A 24,613-nucleotide genomic window follows, 5' to 3' on the forward strand; every position below is an offset into this window, starting at 1 on the left:
CAAAGGGTCATGCGCTGGTGAATTTCTTACCAAATGGTAATTGCCAGCTGCCATGGCTATATCAATTTTGTCCTAAAATTGAAAATCATGAACAGCAAACGTGTTTTATTAACCGGCGTGACCGGCTTTCTGGGCTCCCATACCGCCATCCGGCTGTTGGAGAAAGGATATGAAGTCGTTGGCACCCTTCGGGAGATGGACCGGGCGGCCGCCATCAGGGAAGTGATAGCCCAACACACCTCCCATATTCACCGTTTGACTTTCGCGCAGGCAGACCTCCAGGAAAAAGAAAAATGGTTTGAGCTGACGAAAGATATCGACTTTGTACAGCATGTGGCCTCCCCTTTCCCCAGGGAACTGCCCAAACATGAGAACGATATTATCATTCCCGCGAGGGACGGCGTGCTGAACATCATGACAGCCGCAGCTGCCAATAAAGTTAAACGGTTTGTATTGACTTCCTCCAGCGCCACCGTTGGCTATGGCAAAACACCGCAACAGCTGGGAAAAGTGATGACAGAATCCGATTGGACCAATGTTGACCATGCCAAAGACCTCACTCCCTATTTCAAAAGTAAAGCGGTAGCAGAAAAGGCCGCCTGGGATTTTATTAAAGATGACCGGTCCGGTATGGAGCTGGTGACCGTTTTGCCCGGTGCCATCCTGGGCCCTGTACTGGAAAAGGATTTTGGCACCTCTGCCAATATCGTCATCAAAATATTGGACGGAAGTGTTCCTGCCCTGCCTAAAATTGGATTTGAAATAGTGGATGTCCGTTCCGCTGCCGATGCACTTATCCGCGCCATGGAAATACCGGAGGCCGCACAAAACCGCTATCTTGCCTCTGCCGGATTTCTGATGATGAAAGATATCGCACAGATACTGAGAAAAGCTTACCCCGGAAGAAAACTGCCGTCCAGGGAACTGCCCAATTTTCTCGTCAGGCTGCTTTCAAAATTTGACGCTACCCTCGGCCCTATCCTCCTTGACCTTGGCATAAAAAGAATGGTAGATGCCAGCAAAGCCAGACGGGAACTGAAATGGGAACCGGCATCAACGCAAGAAGCAGTATTGTCGTGCGCAAAGAGTATTTTTGAGACAGGAATCATAAAATAAATGGACAAACTCACTTCAACACTGGGATTTGGCGGCATCCTCTCTCCAAAGGATATTGAATGTTTTTCCGGTCATTTCAAAAAGAAACAATTAAAAGCAGGGGAACACTTTCAAAAAGACGGTGACATCGCCCAGGAAATCGCCTTCGTGGATAGTGGCATCCTGCGGCTGTATGTCGTGACTCCCGATGGCGACGAGGTGACAAAATACTTTGCCCGGGAGAAACAGTTTCTTGCAGACCTGGAAAGCTATTATTCGTTAAAACCGTCGGACAACGCCATACAAGCCGTGGTAGACACAGAGATCTACGCCATCCGCAAATCAGCCATTGAAAAACTGAGCCTGGAAATACCCAGTCTGTATATCTTCATCAAAACGGTTTCAGAGGCAGCGCTGCTGGCTAAAATAAAAGACAACGACTTCCTGAACTTCGGTGACGCAAAAACCAAATACCTCGAATTTGTGAAGCGTTATCCCGATCTCGCTTTACAGGTACCGCAGCAATTCATTGCGTCTTATTTACAAATCACACCACAGTCCCTCAGCCGGATAAGGCGGGAAATCAAGTAAAAGATTTTATTTTTGAACTAATATACAAAAATAAAACACCCTGTATGTATACTACCCTCTTTGCTCATATTGACCAACACGTGAGCCTGACGGACAAAGAAAAAGAGATGCTTTGTGCCGTGCTGGTCAGCAAAAAGGTACGGCGGCGACAATATTTGCTGCAGGAAGGGGATGTTTGTCAGCATGACTATTTTGTGATCGATGGATGCCTGCGCCAGTACGAGGTGGGCGAAAATGATAAAGAAAACATTGTGCAGTTTGCATTTGAAAACTGGTGGATGTCTGACTGGTTCAGCATGCTCACCGGCACTCCTACCGTGTACAACATCGATGCATTGGAAGACAGCACTGTATTAGTGGTCGAAAAAAAGGCGCTGCACCAGCTATTCATCGATATTCCCGCCATGGACATCTATTTCCGGAACATGCTGTTACAGGCCTATGCCTACCTGCAACGCCGGACATTGTATTTGCAGAAGCCCGCGGAAGAAAGATATGCTGCTTTTGTAAAACACTACAGCTGGTTTGAACAGCGGGTATCCCAGCAGCATATCGCGTCTTTTCTCGGTATCACCCGCGAAACGCTCAGCCGCCTGAAAGCGCAGCAGATCAAATCTTCCCGCTGAAAACCTGTGATAAATATCACCGGTTTATTTTATCAAATGTCACACTGCTAACTGAACAATCCTGTTCAACTTTGTACGAAACAAAATGTAATCAAGATGTACAAAGATTTTACACAATGGGCATTATCCACTGACGACAACTGGACAGGATTGGTACTAAGATTAACACTGGGACTGGTACTTTTTCCGCATGTGGCCCAAAAACTATTCGGGTGGTTCGATGGGCCCGGGCTTCGCGGCGAGATGCACTACATGACCACAAAAGCCGGTCTGCCTGCTTTTGTGGCCATTACAGCTATTACCATTGAGTGCCTCGGCGCATTCCTGTTGCTCGCGGGCGCCGGTACCCGTTTCGCTGCTGTTGCAGTCTTTTGTTTATTTATGGGCATGATACTCGTGGTCCACTCCTCTAACGGATTTTTCATGAACTGGTTCGGTAAAGTTCCGTCCGGCACCGAAGGGTTTGAATATCATCTGCTGGTGTTGGGCATCTGCATCGCTATCATGATACAAGGCGGTGGAAAATATTCCATCGACAAACTGTTGAACGGATATTCTCACAATTTGTAATCCACTTTCAGTATCCGGTCAGCCTCAATATCCTCCGGTGTGGCATTCGTCACGCCGTAATAAACTGGAACACCGGTATATTGAAACGGTGTATTCCTGGTGATCCTGACAAATTCATTCAGCCGGTCATATCCGTTCAAATTCTCTTTGGCTACTTTGTCAGCAGCGGTATGCCGGTAATATACGCGGGAGTGGGATTGCCTTAGCAGCTCGATATCTTCGCCTGTTGCTGTGCCATCGAGCGTACGGTTGATGGCTGCAATAAGTTTATCTTCCGTGGCGTCAGATTCAACGAATACATATACTTCATGACCGTATGATACTGATGAAATGAAGCCCTTATTCACGGTGTTTGTGGCATAATAATCTTTGTAGCGCTGTAATCCGTCGAGGTAGTCAAAATACACCGTATAGTAACTGGCTACGGAGTATACCATGCAACCGATCTTCTTATCAAGAGACGCATGTTGCGCAACAGGAATCAATTGACTGACTGGTACAGGATCAAAAAAACGGTTCGTCAAGGTGCCGGGGAATGACAGAAACAAGGTGGCATAGTCTGTAAAACGAACTGCTTTTCCGCTACCAGCCCCAGACACCGTTCCTTTGTTTTCCCGGAACCAATACCGGATCGTTCCATCCACCGCGGCTTTAGAAGCTGTCACGAGTGTATCAAATGGTTTAACCACATGGTTACTGTTGAATATTTTCACCTGCTGGTTTTCCGGTCCGGTTACAAATTCCAGTTCGTTACTGTTTTTGAATTTGACAGGATTAATGGTATTTCCCGGGAATAAGTTATTGTCGTTATACCGGTACCATCCCGCGGTATACCTGATAAAAAAACTGACCCCCGCACTATCCTGCCATACACTGTCACGTACAATGTTATTCAACTGCCATTTTTTAATGACGTTGGTTAACGAATCCATCCGGGCTTTTTTTGCAGTACCGGAAGCGACAGGATTGGTGGGCGTTTCAGGAGTAGTGGGTGTTGGGTCTGGTGGTCTGTTGGGAGTTTCCTTTTTCCCGCAGGATATTACTATCATGGCTACAGACAGGGCTACTACAGTATTTTTCAGTATCATAAAAGTTGGGCGTTAAACATTTTTATTGAAGTCAAAGTTCATGCCGCCTTATTGCATAGTTGTCCTGTAACTTTTCAACAAATCACATTTAACATGAAAAAAATAACTGTTAAACAGAAACCACTGTCCTTACAACGTTCTACCGTTGCCTCTCTGAATCAACATGTAACCACTCAGAAAATGCAGGACACCACATCATCCAAGGCACATGACACCTATTGGACCAAGGCTCAGGATACACTCTGGACCGCCTGATAAAGATGAATGTAAAACACCAGTGGCCGGGATGTACCGGCCACTGATGTTTTATGAAAGTTAACACTGATGGACAAGATAATTTCCAACAACAAGTCTCTTATACAGTACACGAATCTTCTTCTACTTATTAATTGTTTTTGGCTGGATATATCCAGGACCTAGTTCTACAGGTATGTTTGACAACAAGATTAACCTCTCTTTAACCAGTTTATCTATCATTAACAGAATAGTTTCATCTAACCTAACAGGAACATTCTTCTTATATTCTGATGAAACATAGTCAACATATTCTGTTACCGTTATTTTGCCCAAAGCATCTAAAAAAACCTTTTGGGGCCATGGATCAAGGGTAATCACCCTTGATCCATGGGGGTCTATTATTGCAATATTATCATTATTCATCCAATACCATTGCGCTATCCGGTAAAAATAGGTATCCTTTATCGGTGAGCTCTTAAGCACTTCAAAGGGAGGAATGATCTGCTTTGATTTTCTAAGAAAATTGAACATTGTAAATCGAATTTGAATAAAGAGACATCAATACGGAACTATTTGTACACCAAGATCAACCTTTCTTATTATCCTACAAAACATAAGACATAATCTTCTTCAGCCTTTGCTGCTGAAATAAATTCTTTCAGGTCAGCAAATTGTGCAGTCAGCTACCGGACGATCTCGGCACAGCCATTAACCAATCTATTATACAACTGGCAGCAACAAAAGGATATACAGCGGAAAAGTAATTGATCTCCGGATTTCCGGAGATTTATCCATTGGCTGACTTCAAATAGTAAAAACACCAAAGCCGCTTAAATCAGGTGATTTAAGCGGCTCTTGCTATCCAACATATTATCTACTGGCAGATCGGCAATCCCGGGAAACCAGCGGCAGTGCTGTTCATTCCTTTGTAGGTATTTGTTTTCAAATCGTAACGTGCATATTGGTTACCCTTGAAAATATACAATTGCGGAGAACCAGGAATCTGCCAGGTATCTACGTACACCGCATCAAACGTTGTAAACGGAACACCGGCAAAGCCGCTCACAATACTGTTTGAACCTTTATAAGTATTCGTCTTCAGGTCGTAAAGCGCATATTGCGTACCACTGAAAATATATAATTGCGGAGAGCCCGGAATCTGCCAGGTATCTACAAAGGCAGCATCAATGCTGGTAAAGGGCACTCCTGGAAATCCATTAACGATCGTATTCACGCCCATGTAAGCGTTTGTTTTCAAATCATAACGCGCGTACTGGTTACCACTGAAAACATATAACTGGGGAGAACCCGGATTCTGCCAGGTGTCTACGAAGGAGGCATCAAACGTGGTGAAAGGTATACCAGGAAAACCATATGACAACTGGTTCGATCCCATGGAGGCCAGCGAAATCAGGTCATACTTTACGTAGCTTGTCCCGTGTGTAACATACATAATAGGAGAACCTGTTTGCCAGGTATCTACAAATGGTGCACTCAGGCAAGCTCCGGCAGCGTTTACAACAGCCTTCACTGTTGCAGTTTCTGTAGGTGAAGTTTCCGCTTTGTCAAGAGCGTTTTTTTGGCAGGATTGATTCAACAGGGTCATGGTTCCACCGAGGAACAGTACAAATAATCTTCTCATGTAGTGATTCTTTTTTAAAAAGGGTTGAACAATATTTATCAAAAAAATGGCATAACGGGGGTTTATACTTCTTAGGTATAGGACAACGAATATATATACTTTCCCGCTCTTCTAAAATAAAAATTCATTTAAACTTATCTCTTAACAGGAATATTTTCACAGCATTTATATGTACTTCCGGCTCTTCACATTTCGATAAAATCCGCAAACAATCAGGTAATTTTCTACCAAATACAACTATCCTAAATATCGTATATTCGTTTCAGTATGACGTCAGGTATGGACCATCATATGCCTGATCTGCAAAAAACCGTATATTTATTTAACGAGTATAGTCTTAGACCTGTTTTTATTCCCGAAGTGAGCCTGAATTGTTTGCCTATGTCACCCTGTCTTCAACCAGCATCACGTTATCTGCATCAAACACTTTGTTTTATCATTCATTAAAACATATAACATCCATCACATGAAAGAAAAAACACAAAAAAAATTAAGTCTGAAGATGATCAGGGTTGCCCAATTAAATGCCCACGACACTCAATTTCTCCTTGGTGGCGGCCCCGGTCCTACTAATACGAGCAGCCCCGCGGGCAATACTTCTATGGGGACGACAACCTCCTATGTTACGGCTCCCGGAGGACCCGGACCCACGCCTACCGGGCCAACTGACCCATGCCTTACATTTGCCTGCCCAACAATAACATGTCCTCAATGAATGTAGTATCCTGACAAAAATGTCACAGACTGGTACAAGAAACACATGATATTTGCGGCAGGCATCAGCCTGCCGCAAATATCATGGATGGACCCATATATTGCAGGCGAACTTTGTACCCGCTGTTACAGGGGCTCCTCCATGCAGGGAATAAATCAGATCATTGTTTTGTTCATCAAGATTGGTAAAAGACAGGGCCATCCCTTTTTTGGGATATACACTAAGACCTATCTCCGGGAATACCGTCCCCCCTCCCTCGAAATTATCATTCAGATAAACCAAAAGCGTAGCCTTACGCTTCATACCTTTTCCAGAGGAGTCGAAATGTGGCTTGTACTCCTGCCCTTCTCCATAACGGACACACTGTAAGTTTTCTATGCGGGCAGCATCCACCTCCATCAGATTGGCCGCCCGTTCTATGATAGCATTAAATACCGGGTCCTGTTTGGAGGTAGTAATAAACGCCGAGTAACTGGTCCGGTACGCTGTCACTGCATAGGTACCGTCCGCAGCACCAATCGTACTTCTGTTGAACAGGTCATGCCGTTCACAGTAATCAATCATATAATTACATTCCTCCTCCGACATAAAATCTTCCACCGCAAAAACTGTATCTGCGTAAGCTTCCTGCCGGGATAAATCTTCCTGCCTGCATGCTTCACAAAACGCTTTATCAACAATAATTTCCTTTATGTCCAGGTATTGCAATACTGTTAATTCACTCGCAGAAAAAGGGACCGTATCTGTTGAATAATAATTCAGGTAGATCTGGTCTCCCTCCACCTTTTCTATTATTGCCAACAGCTCCTCCTCCCTCATCCGGACGATGGCCAGCGTAGGAAAAGTAGTAGCATCTGCTATACTACAGGGAACTGTCTTCAGCTCATGCCGGATACCCCATTCCTGCAATTCCATGCTTATATCCTGTATCGACGTTTCCGGGAACGCTGCTTTCTCATACAGGGCAGTCCTTACTTTTAAACGGCCTATATCAATATTGTGCAGACCCAGGAAATGATTCACCAGGTTAATTGCATAATGCAGTACCGTAGTATGGAATTTTGGCCGTCCCATCAACAGGAATGTTTCTACGGCTTTCATGTAAACTTCCGGCTCCTCATACATGGGCGCATGACCGGAATACTGCATTTCGACAAACGCCGCATGGGGAATAAGTTTCGCGCATTCCCTTCCCTCTTCCGGCGGATTCAGTCCATCATATTTTCCGCTGATCACCAGCGTTTCCGCAGTGATCTTCCCCAGGTCGCCCCTGAAGTCGAAGCCCGCCAGCGCTTTGTTGGCAGCCGCAAACTGCTCGGGCGGCAGCTCGGTGTCAAATATCTCCATATGTGCTTTCATCGCTTCTGCATCATAGGTGAAATACCGGAGCAGGTGGGCAAAAATTTCGTGTAAGTTTAGCCCCTCCAGTTCCGAAGCATGTTCGTGCATCAATCGGTGTACCGATGAAGTCAATCCATTGGATTTAGGCACTGTCAGGACCAGCTTATCTATTCTTTCTCCCGCGGCAATAGCCACTCCCTGCGCAATATACGAGCCCATGGAAACGCCCAGTAAAGTTGCTACAGGCAATTCGAAATAATCCATGACGCCGATAATATCATTGATATGGTCCTGCAGGGTATATTGTGCTGGTTTGTCCGACAGCCCATGCCCGCGGCAATCCAGGGCGATAGTCTTAAAATGCGAAGAAAGCCGGTCGATCAGGGCTGACAAATGTTTAGACTCACCGCCAACCCCATGAATAAGTATGACCGGATGACCTTCCCCTTTGACAGATATATTCAGGTTGATTCCATTAATTGCTGTTAGTGCCATATGATTTGATGTGTGATTACAAATTTGCGGTGAGAAGTTGCGTCATAGGTATTTTTTAGGAGTATGAAGATACTATTTCGCTTTTACATTATACGATTTGAGATAAAAAAACCTGCGACCAGCGCAGGTTATATCATTAAATCACTTTAGAATTTGCCATTGTCATTTTTTCGTTTATCCAATGGCGGTATTTCCTCGATAACATCCCAATGTTCGATGATCCGGTCGTTCTCTATCCGGTATAGATCATAAAAAGCGGAATGTACCCCATGCAGGTATCCTTCACTTAACACCAATACAAAATTGCCTTCTCCCAGTACCCGATGTATGGCCTGGTACACCTGTGGCCGTCCTTCATTTTTCCATTGTTCCAGCACGCTGAAAAACTCCCCGACGCCGTCTCCCATATGCGGATTATGCTGAATAAGCTCGTCCCCTTTAAAATAGGTGGCCAGTCGTTCTGTATGGCCATCAATCAGGACCTCCTGTACAAAACTACGGGCGAGCTCCTTGTTGGATGCTGTTTTATGATGATCTATCGCCTTGGTTTTACCGTCGGTCATTGTTCTTCCGCTCTTGTTGCGTTGCAGGGGATTAGCCTGAAGATTGTCCCAATGCTCTACGCTCATACCATCCTCAAAACGGTGGATATCAAAAGCGACGGTGGGTTCGAACAGATAATAATCTACGTGCACAAATCCTATATCGCCGTCCTGGAACTTGCGCACCACATTCGTATATACTTTCTCCATCGGCATCAGCTCGTGTAGCCCCAGGATGGCCTGCAGGCCTGTAGCCACGTGAGGGTTATGCTGTTTGTATGACGCAGGATTGATTAATCCGATTTCTGCCAATGTTTCTGTCTCGATGCTGTTCTGGATCACTTCTGCCTTGTCCCTGTTGGATAATGTCAATAATTCCATATGTAATATTTAGTGCGGTCAAAGGTATTGCTACACTGTCCCGCAAAAAATATGGGTGAAAATTTTGTCATGGTGAAAATTTTGCCCCTATACCTGTTTTAGGGTATATCACCTAAATTTGCAGGTATAAGGGTAAAAAGATGTACGAAAAGAAAAATCCAAAAGACCTGAGTTGTGGTATCGGCATGACACTGGAGATTATCGGGGGAAAATGGAAACCCTGTTTAATTAATTCTATCCACAAGGGACTACACCGGCCCAGTGAACTGGCCCGGCAGAACCCAACTGCCAGCAAACGTGTATTAAGCCTCCAATTAAAAGAACTGGAAGAGCATGGTGTTGTCAGAAAAATAATTTATCCGGAACTGCCTCCAAAAGTGGAGTATTTTCTGACCGAGCTGGGCGAATCCCTCCTGCCTATTGTTGATCTGATGGAAAAATGGGGAGATAATATTCTCACAAAGCGAGCACATACCGGAGACAAAACGCAAGCAGGGCAGGCTATTTAAAAGAGTGTAAACCCATTTTATTGCCTTCAGCATTACTGAAAAAACAGGTACAAGTTAGCGATCAAATGCTTATCCAAACAACAGGCATATGAGGAGTTATCGAAACCTGCAAAAAACTATCAGTATCAGGTGATCGCAAGCCATCAACACTTTCACTATCAATTGATTTACAATCACTCACAGGAACATCCTTGTGGTATCATTGTGGTATCCTTCATGTATCCTTCACCCATCCTTGTCCCCATGAGGTATCTCGCCCGGCATAAACCGGTACTATTTTATCCGTTCTGCAACTCTCCATCGCGGAGCATTTTTTTCCGGCATCAGGTCCATCAAGAGCTGTATACCGTACTGCTCAAATCCGGATGGGGTTGGTAAGTCTCGTATTTCACCAATCTGTAAGCACACTAAATACCAAAATAACCACGCATCAGGAAATACCCTCCTCCAATCATCAAAAGATCCGCGGCGACGGCAATCAGGATCAACGGCCACCAAAAAATCTCCCAAAATTTGAGAACCAATAGCGTATCTGGTTTACCTGGCGTAAAAATGAATGCAGCGGTATCTCCTATCTGCCATGTTGGAGATGAAGAACCTGTTGTATGTGTATACGTAATTGTTTCATGCTTCCTGGAAGGAATATCGAAAACAGGGTAATAATAAAGACCATCCTCATCTTTCTTCTCAACGATCTGAACAACGGTGCCTGTAGACCGCTCTCCATTTTTTACAAATGCCAGCCGGCCTCTTAGCGCCGATACCGCGCCTACTAATAATAAACTGCCGACGACTACTAAAATGAGATATATGATCATCTGCTTCGCATTAAAATCATAAGTAAATACCAGATACTACCATTCCTTTTCCAGGCATATCATGCATCCGGCAATCTTGTTATTGATGACCGGAGAAGAAGGTAACCGATGCTAACAATCAGTAACGGAATGGCAAAGCCCATCAAAACGATTGACCAGCCGAACAACCAAAAATAGCTCTTCATCGTAATAGAATCAGGATTTCCCCGCTCGTACAGAAAACCTGCCTCTTCTCCGACATCCCAGGCCGATGGACTACTGGCTGCTGCATGATAGTATATAATCTGTCCATCCTCTTTTGTATTGATCGTAAAAACCGGCGAGTAGGCATCATCATCTTTTACCAGTGAGGTAACAGTCCCCCTGACTTCTTCACTCCTGGTGATGAAGTCAACAGACCGTCTCAGCTTATATAATGAAACTACAACTAATATAAGACCGGCTAATAAACATAAATTGTGCTTCCTCATTCTTTAAAAATCTTTAAATCATTCCGGTAGGCTTTTTTATAGAGGAGAATAATTTTCTGTACGATCTCCTCCCGCTCCTCATCAGAGATTTTATCACCGTTATCCCATTTTTTGATGGTTGCAGGGTTTATCAGCGCATATCTCGCTGACACATCACATAACAGTGCTTTGTCGTTCTCCTGGAAAAACAACACTTCTCCCCTGGCGATAATCAACAGGCCATATTTATTTTCACCCTCCACAAACCGGTGCACACCGTTAACATCCGATTTCAATTGTTGTACCAGCGCTAATTCATCTTTGTTCATAACGAATGTTTTTAATCATTTACCGGCACTTGATATGTCCATTTTTGGCTTTGGTGCCATCTTTTTTCATCCTGTAGATATTGGTTACTTTAGTATTCTTCAACAATGCCGGCAATTCGATTCTCCACCATGTTCTGATGTTTCCCCATTTATTCATTTTTTTTGCATTCGTTGAAAACACATGTATATCGCCGGATGCATTCTCCGCAAATCTTTTAGAAGCGATGTCCCAAACCTCTGCAGCTTCCTGGCCCGTTAACGTACTGTGTGGTCCGAATAAATCCAGGTCATTTAAATACTGTCCTCCCACTGTTTGTTCCAACGTTGTTTTGCCATTGGCGGTCGCCCACTTCTGCGCTGCCAGCATGTTGGAAGTCTTGTCGTTACTTGACCAAAATACCGCGCCATCTTTGGCGGTATCGAAATTAAGCGTATGCTGCGCCGCATGTTTCAGGTCAGCCAGACTGGGTATCGGTGTTAACCCTGCCGGGTCTATCCAGCTAAGGGGATCATCAACATACCCATAAGGTCTTATACCGCCACCCAGTCCAAGCGGGTCCTGGCTGATATAGCAGCCTTCTTCCGGGCTATAATACCTGAAGTGGTTGCAGTACAGGCCTGTTTCCACATCTTCATATTGCCCCTGGTACCGGAATGGAATAAAACCCTTATCCCCGCTCAATTTACGCACCTTCCCATAAATATCCAACTCACAGGACCACACTAGTTGGCCATTTTCATCGTATGCTTCGGCGGGCGTGCCCAGGTAATCCGCGATGATGGAATATTGTTTTCCCTGGACAATTTTGGCAGCCGGTGTCAGGGAGCCTTCTTCAAACACCCAGGTAGCCAGTGTTTCAGGTGGTATGGGTTCGGGGTGGCTCTGTTGTATATTTCCCGTCTCGTCAATCGTCATGACGGGTATATCCTCCACCGGATAGCTCCATTCATGCAATGGCGCATTCCCATTCCATACGAACCGTGCCAGCTGGCCTTTATAGCTTTTGCTGGTCCTTCTGCCTAAGGCATCATATTGGAAAGTGAGTGTTTGACGGTCCGGACGGGTCACCTGTTTTAACATGCCATTGCCATACCATTCATATTCCCATACCCCGATGCCTGCCGGCGAGGTATTCACCATCTTCTTCGACAGGTTGCCTTCTTCATCATAGATGAACCGGGTATTGTCCGATTCCTGTAATCTGCCGCCGGCACTGTATTTACGGTCTTTCTTGATCTGCGTTTTATGCAGGTTGCCCGTTTTGTCAGGTAAACGGTAGTCGTACTGCCCATCTTCATACTGGCCCCATGCCAGGCTGCCTACCTCATCATAACCGAATTTGGCTATTCCCTTGCTGAGGCCATTGACGATCTGTTTCAGGCGCTGGTTGGGGTCCCACTGGTATTGCCTGCTGCGGGTGGTGCGGGAACCGCTTTGCACCAGGTGTGATGCCGGCATAGCACCATTATCGTAAGTCCAGGTACTTTTTACACCGCCGGGCAGCGTACGCTCTATTTCAAGTCCGAATGCGTTACGTTGTATGTGAGCAGTCCAGGCATGCTCCAGTCCTTCAGCGGAAGCCTCCATCTGGGTCACTTCCCCGAGGTTGTTGCGTTGCAGCCTGATATTGGCGCCGATGCTGCTTTGTATCGCTTTACACCGTCCGTTTCTGTCGTAGCTGCGGGTAACGGTATGGCCATTCTGCCATTCCTGTGTGATCCTGCCGGTTACATCGCGTGCCAGTTTTATGGCACTATGCTCATTTTCCGCGGCCATTAACAGGCCGTTACGGTTATAATTATATGTTTCCCAGGTGCCGTCGCTGTACGCTGAACGGATAATGCGGCCGTTATAATCATATTCATAGGTTGTCCAGCGCTGGCCCGGACGTTGTATCTTTATTACTTTACCGGCACTGTCACGTTCATAATGGCGGGTAAGGCCGTCAAATCCTGTTTCAGATACTACATCCCCGCGCCGGTTCCGCTGAAAAGAATAACTCTCACCATGTTCATTCACCAACCGCGTTAACTGTTCTTCCGTATTGTAGGTGAAATGTATTTTAGTGCCATTCTCCTCCCTTGTTTTAAGGCTGCCAAGGGCAGTATACCCGAAACGTACCTGCTGATGTTTGTCTCTGACACTTAATATATCCTCATAGGCGTTATACTGTAGCTCTACGCTGTTGCCATCCGGCAGTTTCACGTCTGTAATGCGGCCCAGCGCGTCGTAACGGAAAATCTGTTCCTGTCCTAATGGATTACGGCTGTTGGTACATTGTCCCCAGGCATCATATTCCCAGACAGCTTCACCGCCATCCGGCAGGGTAAGGGTATGCAGGTTGTAATCGGCATCGTAGGTGAGCCAGGTTTTATCTTCCTGCTCATTTTCCACCATGGAAAGCAGGTGCTGGTCATTGTACCGGAAAATCTGTATTCGGCCATCTGCCTCGGTCAATGTATGTAAAAGCCCGCTTTCCTGGTAATAGATAAATGTGCGGCTGGCGCCTTCGGGGTCGCCGGCCAGTATAAGCCGATGCTCGTTATCGTAAACAAAAGTATATTCGGAGCCATCCGGCTGTATCATACCCGTCTGGTTACCATTTTCATCATAAGTATAGCCGGTAACGTTACCTTCCGGATCAATCACCCGGTATATTTCCAAATGTTCTGTATAGGAGAAGAAAGTGGAACAACCAATGGGGTCCTTGATCTGCTCCACTACAAAATCCGGCGTATAATAATAGGTCGTGGTGTGCCCCAGCGAATTGGTCACGAGGTTATACCCGTGTTGGGGATAATACGCGATCCGCCCTTCCAGCAGGCCGCCATCGCCCCAGGTATGGACGCAGCGGTTTTCTTTATCATATTCCCAGTAAAAGGTTTGCCCGTTACGGTCTGTTTTGGATACCATCAGGTGATGCCGGTATTGGATGCGGACGGACTGCGACAAGGCATCCGTAATTTCAGCAAGATCACCGGCCTCATTGTAAACATAATTAACCAGCACCTGCTGCTTACCGCTATGCCGCGCTGTCACCCGGGTGATCCTTCCGGCGTGGTCACTGTCGATATGCAGATGCCTTCCGGCACTGTCAATGATACGCAGCAGGCTGTTATTGCCACCATAATGCAGGCTGATAAAGAAACCTGCCTCATTAGTGATGGTGATCAGGCGGAACTGCCGCCCTCCGGGTTGTTGGCGGAAAGTATAGGTAAGCCTCCGTGCATAATCAAACATTTCGAATTCATCAGTAGCCGTGCGGGTGAGGGTCAGTTTTTCATGACGGTTATAATCACTTTCACCGCTATACGAAAGCTGCTCAAAGACGGCACTGCGGCCATCACCCAGTAGCACCACGGTAGCGGCGTCACTTTCAAGCTCCTCTACCCGCATATCATAGCTCATATGGGTGCCATGTCCCAGCAGTCCTTCAAAATCACTGTCACTGTTCCAGGAACGTTCCCATTTAAGGGCAATAGGGCCGGGTAATTCAAAGTCCGTTCCATCGTATATCACGATGCCCTGCACCAGGTCTACCGGCTCAAATCCTTTCTTACAGAGGAATTTGCTGAGTTTATTACTACCCAGTTTATTTTTTAATGCTTTGTTGAATCTGGTCATGGCCTTTTTCCCTGCTTTTCCCAATCCTTTCATCATCGCCCCAAAGCCGTAGGACATGATCAGGTTCAGCAAAACGCCTGCCCAGTCCGGTACATAAGGTCCACCCACTCTCACGGGTTTTCCAAAGGAAAGCGGTATGGAGAAAGAGGTGGGCAGATACAGGCTGGGAATAGGGATGAATTTTTTTCCGGGCTGTAAGGACAGGGGAATGCCGATGTCGTTACAGGTCATCAACATATGGCCGGAAGGGCTCATCAGATTTCCTTCCACTTTCACTTTTTTACTGCCGAAAAAATTCACCGAATCATGCCCTATCATGGGCGCTAAAAGAAAAGGCCCTCCCATAGGGATGTGAAAGAGTATAATGATCTTACCACTGGTATCACTTTTCCCGCGTGGCACATGATTCACTTTCGTAGTGGCGCCGATAAACGGCACATAGTCCATGGGATCTACCACCAATCCAATGTAGGGATGCGGTAATGGAATAGGAAAACCCAGAAGAATAACAATATGTATATCCAGGCCAATAACCGGGGTAAAGTGCTTGTTACTAAGCAACATATGGATAGTTTTTCGCTAAAGATGGTTTGAGGCAAACGGATCAACAAACATATTCAGGGCATACGCAGGGATCCTTCATCTAATTTAATCCTTTCTCTGAAAAATGAATCATTTTAACTGTAACAAGATAAAATTTTACGGAGTGATGAGTACTAATACAATAAGTACTGCGATATCCTCTCCACCCAATCTCCGGGACCAGTATAACGGTCGATGTTTTCGAGGTCATTATCGCCTGTACCCCCTACCAGTGATGCAGCATCTTTTAGTCCCGTCAGCAGGTCGAGATGCCGGGCCCCGGTGTGATTTACATAGGTGGGATAGGAAGCCCACGCAAAAAATTCAGGATGATGTTTTTTAATGAGACGGACCAGCAGCCATCCATACCGGACCGGCCTGAAAACAGCCGGACCATCAACATGGAACATCATTCCATGACATGTTTGTCCTGCATATTTTCCTTCTGTGGGTTTAAAATTCACCGGCCGGGCATATACGCCGTTGGGATGTAGCTCATTCATGCGCGTAGCGATGCCGGCGCCATCCATCCAGGGTGCACCGGCAACGCGGAATGGTGTGGCCGTTCCTCTCCCCTCGCTGATGTTGGTCGCCTCCAGCAGGCCGAGGCCCGGATACAACAAGGCAGATTCAAAACAGGGTATGGCCGGGGAAGTCGGCACAAAAGCATGCCGCCATTGCGGGTAGAACATCGTCCGCTGCCAGTTATGACAACGAATGACATCCATGCTGAGTGTATTGGCATTTACCTGTAATATCCTGCTACTCCCTGCTGACTTAAAATACAGTGCCAGTTCGCCCAGGGTGCAGCTATGTCTGACCGGCATGTTCCATCTTCCGATAAAGCTGCTGCTGTGGCTTTCATCCAACAAGGGGCCTTCTGCCAGGTCCAATCTCCCGGACAACGGATTGGGCCGGTCAGCGATCACCAGGTGCTTCCCATACAGTGCACAGGCTTCCATGACATGGGTCATGGTCCACAGATAAGTATAAAAACGGCAACCTATATCCGGGATGTCAAATAATACCACGTCTATCTCAGCCAGGTCTTGCTGATCAGGTGCCAATTTGCCACCATACAGGCTCGTTACCGGAAGGCCCGTCAATGGGTCAACTCCGTCCTTCATTTCCGCCCCATCTACGCCAATGGTATCCAGCCCATGTTCCGGAGAAAACAACCGGACAATGTTAAAGCCCGCGGACAACAACGCCTGTCGGACGGGTTGAAAGTCCACCGTACAAGCGGCATGATTAGTCACCAAGCCAATCCGGCTGTCTTTCCATACCGGCGGACTGGCCAACAGCCTATCGATACCTGACAGTATTGAATTCATGGGCAGATTACATTAGGAATCATTAAATTTATCGTATCACAATAAATATAACCTGAAAGCGCTACATATGACTAAAATAGCGGTAGTATTTTGTTTTATTTCATTGCTGTTTGCCCATACTGGTTGCAAAAACAACAGCACCTCCCAAAAACCCAACACTAAAAAGACAGCTACCGTTAAAGAAAAGTGGCATTGGGGCAACAACCAAAAACAAAATGAAAGTGCGGGGTATGCCCAGGTAGTCAAAGTAGGTAACACCATTTACATTTCAGGTGTTCCTACAAATGATTTAAGTGCCAAGGGTGTAGCAGCTGTGTACAAAGCCCTGGGAGAATGTTTGAAGGCCTTCGGTGCCTCCCCGGAAAATGTCGTGAAAGAAACCCTCTATACAACGGACATAGAAGCCATGAAACAATTCAACGATGCAAGAAAAGCGTTTTATAACGGCGATTTTCCTGCGGCCTCCTGGGTGCAGGTGAGCCGGCTGTATGAACCCAATGCCAAACTGGAAGTAGATTTAATTGCGCAGCTCACCGGCGGTGATGAATAACGTATTTTAAAACCCATTTTGTGAATGATTACAATTGCCCATAAAATCATTGATCTAAAAAAGAAAGACCTGCAGCTCAGAGAGAAACTCATGAGAGAAGGAAAGCTTTCCCTACGGATCAAGTTGAAAAGTTGGGGACCGAAAAACGGTGTATCTGTTTTCTTGTTGTGTATTTTCAAAATTTCTAAACCTGGTTCACGCGGCTTTAACGGATATCTAATGCCTAATGCACTCCGCCTGAATATTTTCCCTGCAGCCAGACCATACTATTGGATAATCTTCAGTATAGCCATCAAATGGCTTTTGCTGATAATGCTATCTTTAGCTATCATCAGTATCATTCGTTATGGCAAAACAGATTTCTATCATCACCTTCACCGGCAGGCTTGGCAACCTGATCGGTTACAGGCGTAATGGCAAACACTTCCTGAGAAGCATGCCTTCATACGTCCGGCAGACGGCAGCTACCCGCAGGGCTGCTCAACGATTTGGCATGGCCAGCAAAAAAGGAGCGCTCATCCGCAGTGCTTTTTCCGGCAGGTTGGATGCTGGTTGCGATAGCGGGCATATCAACAGGCTGACCAGCGCACTCATTCCCGCCACTGGTAATAACATCAGGAGCATTACCGGCTTCAGGTTCAACCGGCATACGGGAACAGACAGGTTTCTCATCCATGCACCCAGGCTTTCCCATGATGGTATCCTGTACATTTCGCCACAGGCATTACCTGCATGCAAAGGCATCAACAGCCTGGAAATAAAAGTGATCGCCGCCCGTATCCATTTCGCTACACACCAGGTAGTAGGTACGGAAAGCGCTGTGCTCATAGTAAAAACCGGGGAAGATTTTAAAGGAGCAGCATGTAATGTGGACGTACCGGGTAAAGGAACATTGATAGTTGTCCTACAGGTAAGAGGTATACAGGACCATGCTCCTTCCTGCCACACGAAATACTTCGCCGCTGATATTATTGCGGCAGAGCCGCCACAACCCCTGCCGGAGATCCTGCACAAACAGACCTGTCCGGAATTCCCCCGGTTAAAACAGCTGTCAGAAAAAATACCTGCCGCTGCATCAGTGCCACTCCTGCTCCCTGTCATTCAGCGGGAATAAGCCATTTCCTGCCTGGCAACTGTATACTGATGAACTCCCTTTGAACTACCTACTCCAACCTACTGCCCGCAGACTTAACCTGTGGTCTGCCTTTACATGCATGTCCTGCATCTTCTCCATCCTTCCTGTTATATTTCATTGAAACTATACCTCCAAAGAATACTCCCGCATCAAGTCCACCTTTACCCCTGGGTTACTATAGGGCTGCTGTATGTACCATAGCCATATATCCAGGGAAACACTCCTTTCTCATTGCTGTCGCCTGGCAATGTGTTTTTGCTCCATCCCCAGCTTTTCGACTTGATCCCTGAAGCAAACTAATACTATTTCAATATAAAAGTCCGGGGCTGGTTCGCTCCTATTTCAAATGAAAAGGAATTGTCTACCACCGAAATGTAATTATCATCCAACGGCACGCCTCTCAAATTACACGGGTAGGCCTTTTTGAATGTGGCTTGCCCGGGAAGTGTTACTTTACATTTTCCGGGGATGCCGGCTTCCTCCCAAAATCGGACCGTGGCTTCCTGCTCTTTCTTATTGAAAGAGGTAACCAATACACCTTTCCGATCAACCCGGATACCGCCCTGCGTATTGGGCAGCGCCCCCTCCGTCTTGTAGTTGTGAGCATATGACAGATCTGTAGGGGCATAGAATGCGGCACTCAGTGGTGTTCGTGTTTCCTCCGCAGGACTGATAAAATTGGATGCAGGATCGTAGGTTTTATAACTCCAGACATAAAATTTCGCGGCATGTGCTCCCTCTATCCACTCCGTGAAATTGGTACCCCAGACGTTGTTATATAAATTGGACAGCACAGTTCCCGTATGAAGGGTCCTCGTCTTGGAATAAACACCTATGCCCGGCTGGTCAATGCTTACGCCTGGGGTATGAGGGCAGTTAAGACCAATCCCGCCATTCTTGTCGTACATGGCCATTGCCGTGTTAAGAAAATAAAAATCATGATTGGTTTGAGGCACCAGGTCCTTTTGTGGGTCTACGATGCCACCTGTCCGCAACAACCGGTACTCAGGTTTGTCCAGCGCAAAAGGGAACGCCATCCAGCCTGCTTCAGGATTGGATATTCCCTTCTTTCCATCAAGGCCTATGGTAATTTCAATATAAGGCTGATTTTCGTAGAGTGTATAACTTACCAGGTATTGCTGTGCGCTGCTATCATTCAATTGGCACAATGCGGTAGCACGAATCATGTTGGCACTTTTCAGCCACTCTATTTTATTGCATTTCCCGGAGATCCTGACATTATGCAGGTCTGGCAACTGCACCTTCAACCTGATAAATTCCTGACCTGCCCATTCTTCGCTGCCTGGCTTAATATAGCTGTTATTATAGGCTTCTACCTGGTCCTGCCCCTGCCTTTCGTATACATACTCCCCGAAAGCATACTTGCTCTTCGCGTCCACCAGTTCACGGTTGTTTTGTTTATCAATAATTGACTGCAAAGTTCCCGTAGATGGATTTATCGTTACTTTGAAATATCGGTTCTCAAACGCATTGTTTTTTTCCTGCGCCAAAAGTGTTGAGGGAATGTCTCCTGTATTTTCAACTACAGTAAATGTTTTATATCCTCCTGCCGGAATTTCGGTAGCATCAAAAGAAAGCAGGTTGTGGTCCTGGTATACCGGAATTACCGTTCCCGTTTCCATATCTTTCAGCGCTTTGATCTGTGGCACCTGGTGGGACGGGTTTTCATAGTAACTCATAAACAAGGTAACACGTCCCCCTCTGGGCCATGGCAGCGAGTTATAGACAGTTACATGTGGTGATTTCTCCTTCACAGATCCGGCTAATTCAAAAAGCAGGTTGCGCTTCAAAGGCCATATTACCTTTTCGGCCTGTTTTATGTAAGCCCCCTTCTCCTCCCACGATTTTTCCAGGAAGTAATAATTACCCTGTGCCTTATTGATCCTGAAGTCGTCGCCATACTTCCAGAAAAGCTGATGTCCGTGCGAAATAGCCGCACCAAAGGTATGCTCGTCAAAAAGCAACATATTCTGCGCCGCTGTACTTACATATTTATCAATCGACACATTTTTACCTTTCCATACATTCATTTGGGCATTTAATTGCTCCGTCACATAGGTTTCCCGTTGGAATACCTTGTTTGTTTTCACCTCCTCCGGCATGGACATAAAGCCATGTATCCAGGTATCCGGCATATCTCCTTTAATAACAGGCAACTGCGGTTTTTCTTTCATCAGCAGATCGTAAAAGTCCGAAATCCTCCCGATATGAATGCGCGCATTAGGCATCTTTTCCCTTGCTTCTTTTATTAAGGCGGCTACATCCCGGGGGTCGGGCGCGCCCGTGTTCTCATGTGTATGGATCATAGCCAGCCAGGTCTTGTGAGGCCAGTCTGTAGGTGGTAAGATGCCGGAGCCATAATATTTTGCCCAATAAAAGGTGAGTAGCTTTGACCCGTCCGGTCCCTGCCACCAGAACAGTGTTGGGACATCCGGTGATGCCGACCCGGGATTACAACCAATATGTATAATGTCCACCCCTGCATTTTTCAACAGCGTCGGAATCACCCAGGAATGCTCGGGTACATCTGTAAACTTGGCATCGCGGGCAGGCTTTAACCCAAAACGGTGATTGATGCTATCCGCGATCGACAATCCCCGTACGAGATTCTCCATATCGCTTGATTCAGTTTCCAGCGTAAAAGGTAACGCATGGGGAACGATCCGTTGTTGTTTGATGGCTTTCTCCAGCCGCTCCCTGTTACGGGGAGAACAGTTATCAAGCATGTACTGCAAAGGCCACGCGGGAATAGTCCATACAAATTGCTCTTTCTTTGGCAACGAGGCAGTTTGGTCAATAAAATCCAGCGTCCTGTCCAACATAGGCCCGGAGTACTTTTGCAGTACCCCCTGCGCCCAATCGGTATACCCGATATCCACATGCATCTTGAAAGCAACCACGATATCAGTAACGTGGCTGTTCGCCTTCCCTTTGCCGGCATCAACAGCGCTGATCTGCGCGTCTGAAAAGACAGGAAGAAGGAGAAAAAAAGCCCATTTTAACAGCTTCATATTTAATGATTGTATGTACTACAGTAAATAATGTGTTACCAAACTTTTATACTTTGTTTCGCGCCCTTTGAAATTTCAAAAGGCCCCGGCGACGGATTGGACGTATTTCGTTTATGACCCAGGTAATCCGTATCAATGCTCAGTGCCGATCCATCGGTATTCTCAAAGGGAAGGCCGGGAATAACAGCCTTCGTCAGCGTTGCAGTGGTCACATTTCTTCTTTTTTGCAACAGCCAGTCTTTATTCATTGATATTTCCAGGAAGGCATTCCCGCCTTTCTGCACTAAAACAACGCCAGTATCCGCATCATTACTTACCACTGCATCTGTTTCAATGGCTTGCTGTACTTTATATTTCTTAAGCCGCTGGTAAGCACTGTCATTCATCTCCCCTTTACTCTTTTCTCCTTTAAATCCGATAGCCCTTACCACACCTTTTGCATAGACATTTCCTTTGAAAACCACCGGCAAGAGTGCATTTGAATACTTGCTTACATCGGCTCCGTTTACAAACAAATTATTAATGAACTGTACATCGCCGCTCGGATTGTCGTGCAGATTTGCCATATAGGTAGCATGCGGGAGCTGATACGGCGTTAATCGTCCATCATAAACGATCGCGTCTACAACGCCGCTAAAGAGATTGTGAGCGAAGGCAACACCACTGGAATTCAAAGTAACATTTTGCCTGGAAAGCAGGATATTATTGCTCACCAACGTAGGACCGTGGCACACTTCTATGAAAATATCCATTTCATTCTCATGCATCAGGTTAGATTTTATCTGCGCGCCCTGGGCCATCCAATCCAGCCATATTCCCAGACAGGAGCGATAGATATTGTTGCCGGAAATCTGTACATCAATCGCGCCATGGAATTTTATAGCTGCCATTTCCGCGCCTGTGAACAGTTTACGTACATGAATATCATGTATGGTATTGCCGGTAACAGTACTAAAGGAACAGCCCATACTTCCCACAATTCCTGCCTGTTCACAATAGGCGATATGGTTATTACGCACCACGTGGCCACCAACGGTACCTTTGTTCCATCCGAAAGCCAACGCCCGCTTAATAGTGCCCACATAGCCTAATGCTGATTCCGTATCGCGGTTGTCAAATTCATCGCCATATTTCCCCAGTGAAATGCCTACACATTTTGAATACTGCACTGTATTGTTCTCAATAATCCAGCCCCGGCTCCAGTGTGTTCCGATTAGCCCCATTTGTTCCGCAGTAGGCGGCGCCCAGTTGGTGGCGGCATGCTGCATGATAAAACCGCTTACGGTAATAAAATTGACAAAAGGTTGGTCGGGGTAAAATATCGTTGGCCTTACATTGATTTCTACGGTTTCCCTATTGGGATCGGCGTCCTTGAACTGCGCCCGCAGGGTGGTAGTAGCCGTGTCCACCTCTCCCCACCACAATAAATTCTTTTTATCTGCCGTATTCATTACTTCGCCGGGTGATGCCGCCTCCATCAACCAGTCACCATTCAGGTACACCGCACCTCTGTGGTATTTCCTTTCCTTAGGCGTTGGCCAGAACCAGTCCCCGCTGATCAGTTCTTTAAATGGATTGAACTTCCCGAAAAAGCTGTTGGGCAGCTTTACTTCCCAGGTATCGTTCGTCAGTTTTTTCCAGCCTTTGATAATTTCCGACCCTTTTATTTCCACCTTTTCTCCTTTCGCCGCTGTATAAACGATCCTTTCCTTTTCATCACTGCCTCCACGCGGAGGTGTTACCTGCTCGCGGTACACGCCGGCATGTACTGTGATGACATCGCCAGGCAAAGCCATGTTGGCCGCCGCCATAATCGTCTTGAAAGGCCTGGCGCTACTACCGTCATTAGCGTCATTTCCATTTACGGAAACATGGTATTCCTTTCCCGGATGACCAGCTGCCTTCTGTGCAGCGGCATCCATCATCATTGCGGCAAACAGCAGTACAGCAACTAATCTTTTCATATTCTTTTTCAATTTTGTATCAATATTGCGCTGCTAACGATAGCGCTCTTTCAGGAGATTCATCATATACGCATTTAACGTCCATTGATCAGCAACCGGATGCCCTGTCACAGGGCTATGGACCATATAGGGGAAAGGGCCAAATTCAGGCGCTATGGTCAGGATTTCATTTGCCTGTTGTTTTCTTTCCGCTACTTTATCCCACCAGAACAAGTGCCTGTTCAATGCATATTCCCATTCCTTTGCACGGGGATCAGGCACCTGCGGCCCTTCGGGATAACCCACTCTCGCATGTACATGATCGGTTCTTACTATCGCAAGTTCCATGGCTTCCTCCTGGTCCTCAAGATAAGATTCCGCTACGCACACCCAGTGGGAGGCGTCCAGCGTGATCCGAAGCCCAGGTAATTGCCGCAGGTAGGCATGGATGGTATGGGCAGCGAATGTGAATTTGTTCCGGTGTGTTTCATGCAGTACCTGTTTATTACAGGAAGCAGCGGCAGAGATCAACATGCTGTTTTGCTCAAAGGAAAAATAGTCCTTGCCTGTCTGTGAATTGATTTTAACTGCAGGATAAGGTCCGATTTTCTCGATCCAGGAGCAATAGCGGTCATAATGCCGGGAAAACTCAGCATCAACTGTATCATAGTGCTGTATAATTATTTTGAGATCTGCTTTGGCTGCTTCATTCCACACTTCATCCAACGTTTCTTTGGTGGCCGTAATTGGAACGCCGTACTCAATGCCATCATAGCCTTCCTCTTTCGCTTTCCGGCAGAATGAACTGATGGAAAGCGCTTCACTCCCCCATCGGGGGCAAAAAAATTGAACTTGCATCATGATTTACCAATCAGTTGTTTTGATTCCTAAAACTTCAGGGCGCAGAAATGGTTGATTGGCCTGCAATTTATGTAAGGTGAAAGCGCCGGTACATGTCATTATGCGAATAAAAACCGTCATTTT

22 protein-coding genes are annotated in these 24,613 nt (G+C 46.3%); 9 read left to right on the plus strand and 13 right to left on the minus strand.

Going from position 1 to position 24,613, the window contains the following annotated elements:
- Positions 1–87 precede the first annotated feature (87 nt).
- The 4 genes from HHL17_RS24365 (at position 88) to HHL17_RS24380 (ending at position 2,882) form a co-directional block, all read left to right on the plus strand.
- Positions 88–1,116: an SDR family oxidoreductase gene (locus HHL17_RS24365; RefSeq protein WP_169227459.1), complete on the plus strand. Its 1,029-nt coding sequence runs from the start codon at positions 88–90 to the stop codon at positions 1,114–1,116.
- Positions 1,117–1,686, plus strand: coding sequence for a Crp/Fnr family transcriptional regulator (locus HHL17_RS24370; RefSeq protein ID WP_169227460.1), 570 nt, complete (start codon positions 1,117–1,119; stop codon positions 1,684–1,686).
- A gap of 44 nt (positions 1,687–1,730) precedes the next feature.
- Entirely contained in the window at positions 1,731–2,312 is a 582-nt protein-coding gene (locus tag HHL17_RS24375) for a Crp/Fnr family transcriptional regulator (protein WP_169228209.1), read from the plus strand.
- A gap of 96 nt (positions 2,313–2,408) precedes the next feature.
- Positions 2,409–2,882 carry a DoxX family protein gene (locus tag HHL17_RS24380; RefSeq protein ID WP_169227461.1) on the plus strand — a complete coding sequence of 158 codons (474 nt, stop codon included), beginning with the start codon at positions 2,409–2,411 and terminating at the stop codon, positions 2,880–2,882.
- Here the strand turns inward: HHL17_RS24380 and HHL17_RS24385 are convergent.
- On the minus strand, positions 2,870–3,970 hold the full coding sequence (locus tag HHL17_RS24385) for a hypothetical protein (RefSeq protein WP_169227462.1): 1,101 nt from the start codon (positions 3,968–3,970) through the stop codon (positions 2,870–2,872). The two genes, HHL17_RS24380 and HHL17_RS24385, sit on opposite strands and share 13 nt — an antisense overlap.
- 93 nt (positions 3,971–4,063) lie before the next feature.
- Between HHL17_RS24385 and HHL17_RS24390 the strand changes: the two genes are divergently transcribed.
- Complete coding sequence (locus tag HHL17_RS24390) at positions 4,064–4,225, plus strand: hypothetical protein (RefSeq protein ID WP_169227463.1); 162 nt, start codon at positions 4,064–4,066, stop codon at positions 4,223–4,225.
- Positions 4,226–4,348: 123 nt separating this feature from the next.
- Here HHL17_RS24390 and HHL17_RS24395 read toward each other — a convergent pair whose 3' ends face one another.
- The 4 genes from HHL17_RS24395 to HHL17_RS24410 all read right to left on the minus strand — a co-directional run bounded on the left by HHL17_RS24395 (position 4,349) and on the right by HHL17_RS24410 (position 9,323).
- Positions 4,349–4,738 carry a hypothetical protein gene (locus HHL17_RS24395; protein WP_169227464.1) on the minus strand — a complete coding sequence of 130 codons (390 nt, stop codon included), beginning with the start codon at positions 4,736–4,738 and terminating at the stop codon, positions 4,349–4,351.
- A gap of 343 nt (positions 4,739–5,081) precedes the next feature.
- Positions 5,082–5,849, minus strand: a complete 768-nt coding sequence (locus HHL17_RS24400) for a hypothetical protein (protein WP_169227465.1) — start codon at positions 5,847–5,849, stop codon at positions 5,082–5,084.
- Positions 5,850–6,645: 796 nt separating this feature from the next.
- Complete coding sequence (locus HHL17_RS24405) at positions 6,646–8,400, minus strand: alpha/beta fold hydrolase (protein ID WP_169227466.1); 1,755 nt, start codon at positions 8,398–8,400, stop codon at positions 6,646–6,648.
- Positions 8,401–8,546: 146 nt separating this feature from the next.
- Positions 8,547–9,323: a nuclear transport factor 2 family protein gene (locus tag HHL17_RS24410; protein WP_169227467.1), complete on the minus strand. Its 777-nt coding sequence runs from the start codon at positions 9,321–9,323 to the stop codon at positions 8,547–8,549.
- Between the two features lie 140 nt (positions 9,324–9,463).
- Between HHL17_RS24410 and HHL17_RS24415 the strand changes: the two genes are divergently transcribed.
- Positions 9,464–9,832, plus strand: a complete 369-nt coding sequence (locus HHL17_RS24415) for a winged helix-turn-helix transcriptional regulator (RefSeq protein ID WP_169227468.1) — start codon at positions 9,464–9,466, stop codon at positions 9,830–9,832.
- 407 nt (positions 9,833–10,239) lie between these two features.
- On the opposite strand, the gene HHL17_RS24420 is transcribed toward HHL17_RS24415, so the two are convergent.
- The 5 genes from HHL17_RS24420 to HHL17_RS24440 all read right to left on the minus strand — a co-directional run bounded on the left by HHL17_RS24420 (position 10,240) and on the right by HHL17_RS24440 (position 16,969).
- On the minus strand, positions 10,240–10,650 hold the full coding sequence (locus HHL17_RS24420; RefSeq protein WP_169227469.1) for a DUF3592 domain-containing protein: 411 nt from the start codon (positions 10,648–10,650) through the stop codon (positions 10,240–10,242).
- Between the two features lie 59 nt (positions 10,651–10,709).
- Complete coding sequence (locus tag HHL17_RS24425) at positions 10,710–11,120, minus strand: DUF3592 domain-containing protein (RefSeq protein WP_169227470.1); 411 nt, start codon at positions 11,118–11,120, stop codon at positions 10,710–10,712.
- Positions 11,117–11,428 (minus strand): hypothetical protein, encoded by a 312-nt coding sequence (locus tag HHL17_RS24430; protein WP_169227471.1) that lies wholly within the window; start codon positions 11,426–11,428, stop codon positions 11,117–11,119. Before HHL17_RS24430 ends, HHL17_RS24425 begins: the two co-directional genes overlap by 4 nt.
- A 19-nt stretch (positions 11,429–11,447) precedes the next feature.
- Entirely contained in the window at positions 11,448–15,617 is a 4,170-nt protein-coding gene (locus HHL17_RS24435) for an RHS repeat-associated core domain-containing protein (protein ID WP_169227472.1), read from the minus strand.
- Between the two features lie 152 nt (positions 15,618–15,769).
- Positions 15,770–16,969: an exo-beta-N-acetylmuramidase NamZ family protein gene (locus HHL17_RS24440; protein WP_169227473.1), complete on the minus strand. Its 1,200-nt coding sequence runs from the start codon at positions 16,967–16,969 to the stop codon at positions 15,770–15,772.
- A 67-nt stretch (positions 16,970–17,036) separates the two neighbouring features.
- On the opposite strand from HHL17_RS24440, the gene HHL17_RS24445 reads away from it, so the two are divergent.
- The 3 genes from HHL17_RS24445 to HHL17_RS24455 are packed head-to-tail and all read left to right on the plus strand — an operon-like array spanning position 17,037 to position 18,633.
- Positions 17,037–17,519 (plus strand): RidA family protein, encoded by a 483-nt coding sequence (locus HHL17_RS24445; RefSeq protein ID WP_169227474.1) that lies wholly within the window; start codon positions 17,037–17,039, stop codon positions 17,517–17,519.
- Positions 17,520–17,543: 24 nt separating this feature from the next.
- Positions 17,544–17,933: a hypothetical protein gene (locus HHL17_RS24450; protein WP_169227475.1), complete on the plus strand. Its 390-nt coding sequence runs from the start codon at positions 17,544–17,546 to the stop codon at positions 17,931–17,933.
- Positions 17,866–18,633, plus strand: coding sequence for a hypothetical protein (locus tag HHL17_RS24455; RefSeq protein WP_206156166.1), 768 nt, complete (start codon positions 17,866–17,868; stop codon positions 18,631–18,633). Before HHL17_RS24450 ends, HHL17_RS24455 begins: the two co-directional genes overlap by 68 nt.
- A gap of 323 nt (positions 18,634–18,956) precedes the next feature.
- On the opposite strand, the gene HHL17_RS24460 is transcribed toward HHL17_RS24455, so the two are convergent.
- From HHL17_RS24460 to HHL17_RS24470, 3 genes are read right to left on the minus strand one after another with little or no spacing between them, the layout of a single operon-like run.
- Positions 18,957–21,686: a glycoside hydrolase family 38 N-terminal domain-containing protein gene (locus HHL17_RS24460; protein ID WP_169227476.1), complete on the minus strand. Its 2,730-nt coding sequence runs from the start codon at positions 21,684–21,686 to the stop codon at positions 18,957–18,959.
- Positions 21,687–21,721: 35 nt separating this feature from the next.
- Positions 21,722–23,650, minus strand: a complete 1,929-nt coding sequence (locus HHL17_RS24465; protein ID WP_169227477.1) for a right-handed parallel beta-helix repeat-containing protein — start codon at positions 23,648–23,650, stop codon at positions 21,722–21,724.
- A gap of 33 nt (positions 23,651–23,683) precedes the next feature.
- Positions 23,684–24,490, minus strand: coding sequence for a sugar phosphate isomerase/epimerase (locus HHL17_RS24470; RefSeq protein WP_240975960.1), 807 nt, complete (start codon positions 24,488–24,490; stop codon positions 23,684–23,686).
- Positions 24,491–24,613 lie beyond the last annotated feature (123 nt).

The sequence above is a fragment of the Chitinophaga fulva genome (assembly GCF_012927205.1).
Taxonomy (GTDB): domain Bacteria; phylum Bacteroidota; class Bacteroidia; order Chitinophagales; family Chitinophagaceae; genus Chitinophaga; species Chitinophaga fulva.